This window comes from Luteibacter sp. (assembly GCF_009912395.1).
Classification (GTDB): Bacteria; Pseudomonadota; Gammaproteobacteria; order Xanthomonadales; family Rhodanobacteraceae; genus Luteibacter.
Map to the genome: position 1 here is coordinate 73604 of NZ_WNDO01000026.1, position 10504 is coordinate 84107.

The 10504-nt window shown below is 66.2% G+C and carries 9 protein-coding genes; 3 read left to right on the plus strand and 6 right to left on the minus strand.

Going from position 1 to position 10504, the window contains the following annotated elements; genetic code table 11:
• Positions 1-27: 27 nt before the first annotated feature.
• The 3 genes from GAK28_RS19775 to GAK28_RS19785 are packed head-to-tail and all read left to right on the plus strand — an operon-like array spanning position 28 to position 4795.
• Positions 28-2337, plus strand: coding sequence for a TonB-dependent receptor (locus tag GAK28_RS19775; RefSeq protein ID WP_291783480.1), 2310 nt, complete (start codon positions 28-30; stop codon positions 2335-2337).
• Positions 2337-3908 carry an esterase-like activity of phytase family protein gene (locus GAK28_RS19780; RefSeq protein WP_291783455.1) on the plus strand — a complete coding sequence of 524 codons (1572 nt, stop codon included), beginning with the start codon at positions 2337-2339 and terminating at the stop codon, positions 3906-3908. Before GAK28_RS19775 ends, GAK28_RS19780 begins: the two co-directional genes overlap by 1 nt.
• A gap of 11 nt (positions 3909-3919) precedes the next feature.
• Positions 3920-4795: a hypothetical protein gene (locus tag GAK28_RS19785; protein WP_291783457.1), complete on the plus strand. Its 876-nt coding sequence runs from the start codon at positions 3920-3922 to the stop codon at positions 4793-4795.
• A gap of 85 nt (positions 4796-4880) precedes the next feature.
• On the opposite strand, the gene GAK28_RS19790 is transcribed toward GAK28_RS19785, so the two are convergent.
• From GAK28_RS19790 to GAK28_RS19815, 6 genes are all read right to left on the minus strand, one after another.
• Positions 4881-5171: a hypothetical protein gene (locus GAK28_RS19790; protein ID WP_291783461.1), complete on the minus strand. Its 291-nt coding sequence runs from the start codon at positions 5169-5171 to the stop codon at positions 4881-4883.
• 87 nt (positions 5172-5258) lie between these two features.
• Positions 5259-6176 carry a branched-chain amino acid transaminase gene (locus GAK28_RS19795; protein ID WP_291783463.1) on the minus strand — a complete coding sequence of 306 codons (918 nt, stop codon included), beginning with the start codon at positions 6174-6176 and terminating at the stop codon, positions 5259-5261.
• 97 nt (positions 6177-6273) lie between these two features.
• A complete protein-coding gene (locus GAK28_RS19800) occupies positions 6274-6771 on the minus strand; it encodes a DUF4124 domain-containing protein (protein WP_291783465.1) in 498 nt (165 codons plus the stop codon).
• 79 nt (positions 6772-6850) lie between these two features.
• Positions 6851-7675, minus strand: coding sequence for a methylenetetrahydrofolate reductase [NAD(P)H] (metF, locus tag GAK28_RS19805; protein ID WP_291783468.1), 825 nt, complete (start codon positions 7673-7675; stop codon positions 6851-6853).
• 59 nt (positions 7676-7734) lie between these two features.
• Positions 7735-9657 carry an alpha/beta fold hydrolase gene (locus tag GAK28_RS19810; RefSeq protein ID WP_291783470.1) on the minus strand — a complete coding sequence of 641 codons (1923 nt, stop codon included), beginning with the start codon at positions 9655-9657 and terminating at the stop codon, positions 7735-7737.
• A 585-nt stretch (positions 9658-10242) separates the two neighbouring features.
• Positions 10243-10504 (minus strand): IS3 family transposase (locus tag GAK28_RS19815; RefSeq protein WP_291774508.1); only part of this gene is annotated, 262 nt, incomplete at its 5' end.

The following is a 10504-nucleotide window of genomic DNA, read 5'->3' on the forward strand; positions in this document are numbered from 1 at the left end:
CAGACCGTTCTGGCCGCCGCGCTCGGCATGGCCTTCGCTTCCGCCGCCTACGCCGCGGACACCGACACCGCCGCTCCGGCCGACACCACCACGGCGGTGCGTCGTGACAAGGCCCAGGACCTCGATACCGTCTCGGTGATCGGCTCCGGCGAAACCCGCCAGGTGCAGCGCCTGCGCGCCGCCGACCAGAAGGCGCTGCCGCCGGGCACGAGCCTGCAGAAGGTGCTCAACGTGCTGCCGGGTGTGAACGCACAGTCGGTGGACGCCCTCGGTGCCAACGAACAGTCGATGACGCTCAGCCTGCGTGGCTTCAGCGGCACGCGCCTGGGCTACACGCTGGACGGCATGCCGCTCGGCGACAGCGCGTACAACAACTACAACGGCCTTTCGATCAACCGCGCGCTGATCTCCGAGAACTTCGGAGGTGCCGAACTTTCCGAAGGCATCGGCAACCTCGGCACGCCGTCCACCAGCAACCTGGGCGGTACCATCGCCTATACCTCGAACGATCCGCTGATGAAGATGGGCGGTCGCGTCACGCAGACCGTCGGCAGCGACCAGAACCGTCGCACCTACGCGCGCTTCGACACGGGCGAGTACAACGGCTTCTCGATGTACCTCTCCGGCGCGCGCACCACGTCGGACCTGTGGAACGACCAGACCGCCTACAACAAGTCGACCACCAAGCAGTTCAACGGCAAGGCCGTGTGGGATTTCGACTGGGCGCGCCTGACCGCGTTCGCCGATACCTCGCGCACGTCGCAGGCCGACTACTTCTACCTGTCCAAGAGCGAGATGGCCCGTGGCCTCGGCTGGGACTGGGGTGGCTACGCGCCGAACTGGAACAAGGCGGTGGCCAAGGCGTACTGCAACAGCGGCACGCTCAATGCCAAGCTCTGCGATCGCAGCGGCGCGGATACCGATGCGGACGGCGCCTTCACCGCCGGCCAGATCCTGCGCGATGACGATGTCTACTACCTCGCCGGCGATTTTTTCCCGAGCGATTCGGTGAACATCCACGCCCAGGTCTATCACCACGAGGATGCGGGCGAGGGCCATAACTGGAACAGCGGCACGTACTCGTTCCCGGGTACCGCGCGACAGCTGCCGATCATCTTCCGCAACACGCTGTACACGATCAACCGCACGGGTGCCGTGCTGTCGGCCGGCTGGGACATCGCCAACCATCACATCGAAGGCGGCGTCTGGTACGAGCACAACATCTCGACCGCCTCGCGCTACAGCAGCTACGTGATCGGCCCGCGCGACCTCAGCGCGCCGATCGACACGCAGCCGGACCTCGGTGTGTTTGACCAGCGCACCGTGTGGAACACGCGCCAGGCCTTCCTGCAGGACACCATGCGTTTCCTCGACGACAGCCTGACCGTCGACGTGGGCGTGAAGAGCCCGCACATCACCTCCGAAGCACAGGCGCTTCCGGGTGTGGCCAAGAAGCCTATCGTGCCCACGTCGAACAACCAGTTCGCTAGCGGCAAGCTCAGTGCCAGCAAGGCTCTGCTGCCGCAGTTCGGCGTGCGCTACAAGCTCGCCGAAGGCCAGGAAGTGTTCGCCAGCTTCGCCAAGAACATCGCGATGTTCCAGGGCGGCTTCAAGCTTGGTCCGCAGGCCGTCAGCCAGGCCATCTGGGATAGCCAGGCCTCGCTCAAGCCCGAGAAGTCGCGCAGCCTGGAGGCCGGTTATCGCATCGAGGCCGGCCAGATCGCCGCGTCGGTCGCCGCATACAACGTGCGCTTCGACAACCGCCTGCTCCAGTACAACCCCTGCGACTCGCGTCAGCCGGTGGGCCCGACCTGCGGCAACCGTTTCTACAACGTCGGTGGAGTGAACAGCCGCGGCGTGGAACTGACCTTCGTCTGGACGCCGATCGAAAGCCTGCGCTGGTTCAACTCGGTCTCGTACAACCGCTCGACCTACGCCAGCGACTACACGCAGGCCGGTGTCGTGCAGCACACCCGCGGCAAGATCCAGACCGACACACCGACCAAGCTCTTCGCGACGCAGATCGACTGGAACCAGGGCCCGTGGTTCGCGTCGCTGCGCGGGAAGTTCACCGGCAAGCGTTACTACACCTACACCAACGACCAGGGCTTCGGCGGTTTCACCACGTGGGATCTGTCGGGCGGTTACGACTTCGGTCCGGTGTCGGTCGCCAAGGATGTCCGCCTCTCGGTCAACGTCACCAACCTCGGCGACAAGCGCTACGCCAGCAACCTCGACTCCAGCGCCTTCGGGCCGAGCGATCCGAACGGCACCGCCTACGTGTTCCATGCGTCGGCGCCGCGCCAGGTCTTCGCCAACCTGGATGTCCGTTTCTGATGCGCGCACTCTTCGCGGGACTGATCGCCATGGGCCTCGCGGGAGGCGCCGCGGCGCAGTCCCTCGAGGTGCGCAAACCGGACATCGCCACCTCGCCGCTGCCGCGCAGCGTCGAGGACGGCGGTGTCACCTACGTGGACCATGGCCTGGTCGCCGCCGGCTCGTTGCCGGCGGGCACGGTGGATTTCCTCGGCGATACGCTGGGTTCGTTCTCGTCGCTGTCGATCGAGCCGGGCACGTGGAAGCGTGACGGCGACACCTATACCGGTGTGCTGTGGACCTTGCCCGATCGCGGCCGCAACGATCCGGAGCACAACGAGTTCTACGATTACCGCGGGCGTTTGCATCGTTTCCGTTTCACGATGACGCTTTCGTCCTGCGGGGCTGAAACCTGCGCGCGACCGGGCGTCTCGGCAGCCGGGGATCGCGCGCAAGACGCGCTCCTACAACGGGGTACGGTGAGTCTCGTTCCGGACGGCGGTCGTGAATTGAAGGATTTCGACGGCAAGCCGTTTACCGGTGCCGAGCCCGCACAGGGCGTGCGTACGGAGCGGGGCATCGTCCTTCCGTCTCCGGCCAAGGGCATCGGTGCGGGCCACGTTTCGCTCGACGCCGAATCGCTCCAGTTCACGCATGACGGCGGTTTCTACATCGGCGACGAGTACGCGGCCAATGTCTATCGCTTCGATGCGAAGGGGCGCCTGACGGGTATCGTCGTGCCGCCGAAGGCGGTGCGTCCGCTCGACAAGGCTGGCAAGCCGGATTTCACGTCCCTGCGTCCGCCGGCCACCGGCCGCCGAAACAATCAGGGCGTGGAAGGCATGGCGCTATCGCCGGACGGCAAGCGCCTGTTCGTCGTGTTGCAAAGCGCGCTCGTGCAGGACAGCGCACCGGGTGACGCCTCGGGTCGCACGCTTACTCGTGTGCTGGTCTACGACGTGTCGAAGAACGCCACGCCGGCGAAACCGGTAGGCCACTATGTGGTTCGCCTGCCTGCATACGACGGTAAGGGTGCCAACGGCAAACCCGATCGCACGGCGGCACAGAGCGAAGTGCGCGTGCTCGACGACCATCGCTTCCTCATGCTGGCGCGCGACGGCAACGGCTGGGGTGCCGACGGCGGCAAGCCGATCGTGTTCAAGCAGGTGCTGCTCGTGGATACCGATGGCGCCACCAACCTCGCCGGGACCCGCTACGAAAATGAGACCGTGCCGGTTATCGACGGGGAAGGGAAGCTGCGTGGCGATATCCACGAGGCAACCTCCAAGCCTTTTGTGAACCTGCTCGATCCCGACGACCTCAAGCGCTTCGGCCTCGGCCTGGAGGCCGGCAAGGATGGCCTCGCGCAGATGTCCGAGAAGTGGGAAGCCATGGACCTTCTGCCGGCGCTCGACGCCGCGCATCCGGACGACTGGTTCCTGCTGGTCGACAACGACAACGATTTCATCGCCAAGCACTGTGTCATGGATGGCCAGCGCTGCGACTCGCCCATCGACAACGACAGCCGCGTCCTCGTCTACCGGCTGACGTTGCCCGGCCGCCCGGCCGCCAACGCTTCCCAACCACGCTGAAGGTTTCGAGCATGATGAAACGTACGGTTCTTTCGCTCCTGTCGGCGAGCCTGCTGTTCGGCTCCGTCGCTGCCCAGGCCAATTCGCCGGCCTATGTCGACAGCAAGGAATACAAGGCGCTGGTCGATCCTTCGCGCTTCGCCAGCAACCCGTCGTCGGCCGCGGCGAACCTGCTGCAGGATCTCTCGGTGCGTTTGTCGAACCTCGGTTTCGACAAGACGATCAGCGGCGGCTTCAGCGCTGGCGACCGCGACACGCTGGCCTACTACGACACCGCCGGCAGCTGCTCGCTGATGGATCGCGGCTACTCGGTGCGTACCCGTGCGGGCGCGCATTCGGACATCCAGTTCAAGTTCCGCCATGTGGATGAGGAGCTGTCGTACTGGACCGACGTCACCGGCGCCGGCAAGAAGGCCAAGACCAAGTTCGAAACCGACGTGACGCCGGGCAACCTCGTCCTGTCGCATTCGACCAAGCAGAACTACTCGACCACGCCGGCCAAGGTGTCCGAGCTGATCACGCAGTTCCCGGGCGCATCGACGCTGTCGGACATCTCGTCGGCCTCGCTGTCGAAGGTGGCTGGCGTGTCCATCACGCAGCAGGAATACGATGGCCCGACGTCCGACATCGGTCAGTCCGTGGCTGCGTTCACGCTGACGCTGTGGTACGTCGACGGCGCCGCGACGCCAGCGCTGGCCGAGCTGTCGTTCCGCGTGGAAGCCGACGCCGACAAGTACTTCACCACGCCGGTGCTGACCCGTTCGCAGACGCTGAACAAGACCATCGGCTCGATCGGCAACGGCTGGAACATCGCCAACGACGGCGGCAAGACGAGCTGGCTGTACGCCTACCACTCGTCCAGCTACCCGAACGGTTTCTGCCACTGATAAAAGCATCGCGCGCAAGCGCGCTCCTACTGTAGGAGCGCGCTTGCGCGCGATAAGCCAACAACGCGGTGACGCGGAAACCTGGCTACCCCTGCGGCGCCGCCTCATGGCAGCTCGTGCCGTTGCAATGGATTTCGATGGGCGCACCACCGGAAGGGCAGCTGGCGTAGAAATGCGCGTCGTCACCATCGATGCTGCGTACGCGTAGCAGGCGTTCGCAGTGGTGCAGCGAGGAAAGATCCTGCGCGGCGACGAACATGGGCTTGCCGACTCGCGCATCGTGCGCGGCGATGTCGTCGCTGGGAGGCGGTGCGTCCTGTGCCGTGGCGGCACCGGCCAGGATGGCCACTGCGACGGCGAAAAGCGTTTTGTGCATGTAGATCCCCTGTAAAGACCGACGCCGCCCAGCGGGCGGCGTCGGCAGGCGCATGCTAGCGCGTCCGTGCGTGCCGGAGGAGGGGGCTCAGAGCGGTTCCAGCCAACCCCAGCGGTCGGCCGTCTTGCCGTTGAACAGACCGAAGAACAGTTCCTGCAGGCGACGGGTGATCGGGCCGGCCTTGCCGCTGCCGACCTTCTTGCCGTCGACCGAACGGATCGGCGTGACCTCGGCGGCGGTGCCGCACATCAGGATCTCGTCGGCGAGGTACAGGTACTCGCGCGGCAGGTCGCGCTCGACCACTTCGTAGCCTTCCTCGCGGGCGAGGGTCATCAGCGTGTGGCGCGTGATGCCGGTGAGGATCGAGGCGCTGGCCGGTGTCGTGTGCAGCGCACCGTCGAAGACCAGGAAGAGGTTCTCGCCGGCACCTTCGCTCAGCAGGCCGGTGGAGGCCAGCGCGATGCCTTCGCCGAAGCCGAGGCGGCGCGCTTCACGGGCGATAAGCTGGCCCGAGAGGTAGTTGCCGCCGGCCTTGGCGCCGGCCGGGATGGTGTTCGGGGCAAAGCGCTGCCAGCTCGACACGCAGGCATCGATGCCGTTCTCAAGCGCCTCGGGTCCGAGGTACGGGCCCATGTGCCACGTGGCCACGGCCACGTCGGTGGGGCATTCGGCCGAGAGGCCGAAGCCGCCGAGGCCGCGGAAGGCGACCGGACGCAGGTAGGCCGTCTTCAGGTCATTCTTCTTCACCACCTGGCGGCAGGCTTCGGCCAGTTCGTCCATCGAGTAGGGAATCTCGATGTCGTAGATCTTGGCCGAGAGGTACAGACGCTTGAGATGGTCGGTGAGGCGGAAGATCGCCGCGCCGTCAGGCGTTTCATAGCTGCGGATGCCTTCGAACACGGAGGAACCGTAGTGAAGGGCGTGCGACATGACATGGACGGTGGCATCGCGCCAGGGCTTGATCTGCCCGTTCTGCCAGATCCATTCGGGGTAGTTCTGCGACATGTGTTCGCTCCGTAGGGGACCGCTCATGATAACGGCTGCCGCCCGGCGGCACATGGCGCGACGCGTCAGTGCGTGGCCGGATGGTGGCGCGGGGCGGTCAGGCCGGGGGCCGCAACCACAGGCAGCCGGAGTCGCGGGCCACGCCGAAGCGGATGTGCCGGCTGGACGCATCGCCGCCCGGACCGCCGGTGACGACGTCCAGACCGCCCGCTTCGTCGCCCCGGATCGAGAGCACCGGCTGGCGGACCACGCCGTCGAGCTGGCGCAGGCGCTCCACGGCCCCGGCGCTGCCGTAGCCATTCCAGAGCACCAGGGCGCCCACGCGGTTGGGGTCGTGGCTGGCGAAGGCCCGCGCGAGGCCTTCGCGCAACTCGCCAAGGTCCTTGGCGCAAAGCATTTCGGCGGTGGGGGTGCCGTCGATGCCGATGGGCGCGGCGCTGCTGGCCGGTGGAGGCGCCAGCGACGTGGCGCCGACGGCCGTGCAGGGCTGGTCGCTGTAGACGGGGCTGCCGTCCTTGCCGAGGCAGCGGTGGATCACGTTCTGGGCGGCGCCCGTCAGGGGCAGCAGCAGGAGCAGGAAGATGGCACGTTTCAATCGATGGCACGGGTGGTGGCGCGAGCAGCCATCATCCCGTGCGCCGCGCCGTCATGGGGTGACGGCGCGCACGTTTGCGTCAGGACAGGCGCTCCAGCACGGCTTCCGTGGTCCGCGCGCGGTTGATCGTATAGAAGTGGATGCCGGGGGCGCCGCCGTCCAGCAGGCGCTGGCACAGCTCGGCCACCACGTCGGCGCCCAGTTCGCGGATGGCCTGGGTGTCGTCGCCATGGGCCTGCATGCGCTTGACGATCCAGCGGGGAATCTCGGCGCCGCACTGCTCGGAGAATCGGCGCAACTGGCTGAAATTGGCGATGGGCATCACACCGGGCACCACGGGGATAGTCACGCCGAGCTTGGTCACGTCGTCCACGAAGCGGAAATAGGCATCCGGGTTGTAGAAATATTGGGTGATTGCGCCATCCGCACCGGCGTCGCACTTGGCCTTGAAGTGCTGGAGATCGACCAGGGCGTTCTCCGCCTGCGGGTGGATTTCCGGATAGGCGGCCACCTCGATGTGGAAGTGGTTGCCGTAGTGCTCGCGGATAAAGGCGACCAGCTCGGCCGCGTAGCGGAAGTGGCCGGGCGAGGCCATGCCCGAGGGCAGGTCGCCGCGCAGCGCCACGATGCGCCGACAGCCGCTTTCCTTGTACTCGTCGAGCAGGGCGCTGATCTCGGCGCGGGTGCCGCCCATGCAGGACAGGTGCGGGGCGACCGACAGGCCGTGGACGGAGCGGATGCTCTTCACCGTCTCGTTGGTGTAGCTGAGCGTGGAGCCGCCCGCGCCGAAGGTGACCGAGACGTAGTCGGGCGAGTGCCTTTTCAGCTTCCGCACGGTCTTGTCGAGCTGGTCGCGCTGCTCGTCGGTCTTGGGCGGGAAGAATTCGAAGCTGATGGCGGGCATGGGGCTACCTCGGTCGGTTCGCCGCAGTATATATCCTTCAATCGAGATGAAAAGATGTATTAAGGTGTCGCCGGGCTTGTCGTGGCGCGATCACGGTCGATGCTTTCGTCCAGGATCCGGCGGATTTCCAGGATGGCGGCCGGGGTTTCCTGCACGCTGTGGCCCGAGACGATGACCTTTTCGGAGGCCGCGCCGTCGAGGTGGGAGCTCCAGTAGGGCACCAGGCCGTCGTCGCTGGCGTCGAGCGGGCCCTCAGCCGAGCGCCGGGCGATGATCGAGTGGTAGCGCACGGCCGGGGAGATCGGCAGGTTGGCGGCGGCGCGGATGAAGGCGTCGTCGGCGCTGAGGTTGTCGATGCTGTTGGGTACCAGTCGCACGCCCTCCTTGGGGGCGTCCTTACCCATGCCGTTCACGTCGGCGATCATGCCGCCGAGGCTGGTGAGCACGGCCGGCGGCAGGCGGATCAGGTTGGCGATCAGGCGCGCGAGCTTGTTGCCGGCGAACTCGGTGCCGCGATGCGGCGCGGCGATGAAGATCGCTTCCGTGAACTGCGGCATCGGCTGGAATTCGAGGTAGGGCTTCAGCTTGTCGGCGTGCTTTTCCATGCGCTGGCGCCGCTTGGTGTCGCCTTCGACGATGCCGTTCCACACGGCGTCGCCGGACGAGGACACCATCAGGCGCGCGATGACACCGCCCATGCTGTGGCCCACGATCACCATGTCGCGCGAGGCGGCGGCGTTCCCGTCGGGATCGAAGTAGCGCAGCGTGTCGAGGAAGGCCTTGCGGATCTCGCGGTGGTTCAGCGGAATGGGCATATTGGTGGGGTAGTAGACCTGCCACACCTGGTAGTGCCGGCGCAGGCGTTCGTCGCCGAGGATTTCGTTGGCGACGTTGACCCAGGCTTCCGGGCTGCTTGCCAGGCCATGCAGCAGCAGGATCACGCGACGATCGGGATCGTAGGGCTGCATGAGGTACACATGCGGTTTGTCGATGCCTTGCAGACGGCCGAACAGGGTGCGTAGCGATTGCGTGGCGAAGCCGGAGTGGGCGAGCCAGAGGCCGTAGCCGGCGGTGAAGTTCGCGGCGAGCGGCACGGTGGTGGCGCCGACCTGCACGGTGGATTGTCGATACGGGTCGTAACCGGCGAGCGTGGCGTGCCGGCTCGACAGCACCTCGTCCAGCGTGTCGCCGTCGAAGCGCAGGAAGGCGGTGGCCGACGGCGTCGGCATCGCGCTGAAGGTGGCGTTGTTCGACGCGTCGCCGAGGTCGGCGACCAGTTCCGCACCGAGGCCGTCGCGACGGTAGACGCTACGGATGCCGACGAAGCGCAGCGCGGAAGCGGGCACCACATCGCGCGGCTGGGCATTGGCCCAGGACAGCGCGCTGACGTCTTCGCGCACGGTCGTGTCGCCGATGGTCACCGTCGATTGCTGTTCGGGCATGGCATGGGGCGGATCGGGCAGGCGGGTGACGCCGATGGTGAGCTGCTGTACCGAGTAGTTGTAGTAGTCGCGCACCTGGGTCTGGCGATCTTCGAAGGATCGCTCGGAGGACGATCGCTCGCTGAAGAACAGGTAGGCGTAGGCGTGGCGCGCGGCTTCGAGATAGGCGCCGAGCGCATCCGGGCCCAGTTGGCCTTTCGGCAGGCCCTTGCCGGTGACCGCGCGCGCACGGACGAGCCAAAGCTCAGCGAGCGCCGACTGGCGACGTTCTTCGTCCATGGGTGTCACGTGGATCAGCGCGTCGATGCAGGGCAGGGCATCGCGCTCGCAGGGGCGAACAGACAGCCCGGCGGTGCGCAGCGCTTCCGCGGTGCCATTGCTGAGGTGCCGCGAGGTGAGGATGTCGCCGCGCCGCTGGGCCACGTAGTCGGCGGAGGCGACGGAGCTGACCTTGACCATGGCGCAGCCGCTCGCGAGCAGGGCGAGGGCGACGAGCAGGCAGCGGTGGGCGGTGCGTAGGAAGGTGGTCACGTCAGGCATGGGGTGATGGCTGGCGAAATCGATACGCGCATCGTAAGCGGTTAGCTGCTGCGCAGCTCATGTTTTGATGGCTTCGCCGTTCTTCGGAATCGGTTGGTCGCTTTGCGATCCATGTTTTAACGGCTTGCGCCGTACAGCCGCTTCGTAGGTTTGGCTCGCCTTCAGCCTCGCAGCGGCGCTCGGACGTGCCGGTGAGGCGCCGTCGGGCCGGGGCCGCGTCGCTCCGGCTTCACCGTCCCTCGGGAAAGGTTGGCCGCTGCGCGGCCCATGTCTTATGGCTTCGCCCCTTCGGGCCCGGGCGGGTGGGCGGGATTCTTCGACTCGGCTTCCATGCCTCGGCGAAGAAGGCCGGTCATCCTGACCGGCCCCGCTGCGCGGTCTTGTCCTCCCACCCACCCTCGGTTACGCAATCCGCGCCACGGCCCCGGCCCGACGGCTCCTTCCAACGGTGTCGCGGTGTCGCGGGGAAAAACCAAACCTTAGCCATCCCTGTAAGAGCGCGCTTGCGCGCGACACCATGATGGCCATCATTAGTCCCGTCACCGCAGATCACGGTGATCTTGCCCCTGATTTACGGACACCTATCTAAGCGACATTGGCCAGCTCGTACTGCTCTGGGCTGAGGTAGCCCAGGGTCGAGTGCAGCCGGATCCGATTGTAGTCAACCTCAATGTAGTCAAACACATGAGCCTTGGCCTGCTCCCGTGTGGCGAGGTGTTCACCATGGATGGCCTCGACCTTCAGACTGTGGTTCCAACTCTCCATTGCTGCGTTGTCGTAGCAGTTGCCTCTGGCACTCATGCTGGCGATCAAAGCGTATTGCTCCAACAGGGCGCGGTGCTCGCGC